This is a genomic window from Streptomyces sp. WM6386 (assembly GCF_000972385.1).
Classification (GTDB): Bacteria; Actinomycetota; Actinomycetes; order Streptomycetales; family Streptomycetaceae; genus Streptomyces.
In genome coordinates, this window is the sequence record NZ_JXTE01000377.1 from 1 (window position 1) to 594 (window position 594).

Consider the following 594-nt stretch of genomic DNA (forward strand, 5'->3'; position numbering starts at 1 on the left):
GGTCGGCCGGGTCGTCGCTCCGGCTCGCCTCCTGCAATTGCCGGTAGACGGCGAACATCTCCCGCTGCTCGTCGCCCAGGGGAAGGCTGTCCAGGAGCGGGAGCATCCGCTCCAGGTCCTCGGGGTCCGGGTCACCGCCGTTGATCAGATCCTGCAACTGCCCGTAGGCGGCGAACATCTCCTGATGCCGATCGTCCAAGGCGCCGACGGAGGCGAGCAGTTCGGTCGCCTCCATGGCCGCCTCCCGGTCCTCGCGCGCCGCGGCGAGGGCTGCGAGGGCCCGGCCGAGGGCGGTGACGACCTGGGGGTGCGCGGGGTGCACGGTGGGTGTGGCGGCCAGGGACGCGCGCAGCCGTCGTACGGCGCAGGCGACGCGGCCCAGGTCGTCCTCGGCGATACCGGCGTCGGTGATGGCCGCACCCACCCGCAGGTCGAACTCGCCGGGCCAGGTGACCGGCAGGGTGTGGAGGTGGCGCAGCTGGCCCAGCCCTTCGGCGGTCTCCGGCAGGAGGGCGCCCTGCGGGATTGCCGCGATCAGCTCTTCGACGACGGTGAGCGGGGGAGTGCCGAGCAGCCGGCAGGTGTCGACCAGGG

The 594-nt window shown here is 73.4% G+C and carries 1 protein-coding gene; it reads right to left on the minus strand.

From position 1 onward, the window contains the following. The coding region (locus TN53_RS41825) for a hypothetical protein (protein WP_046264134.1) at positions 1 to 594 on the minus strand (594 nt) is incomplete at both ends.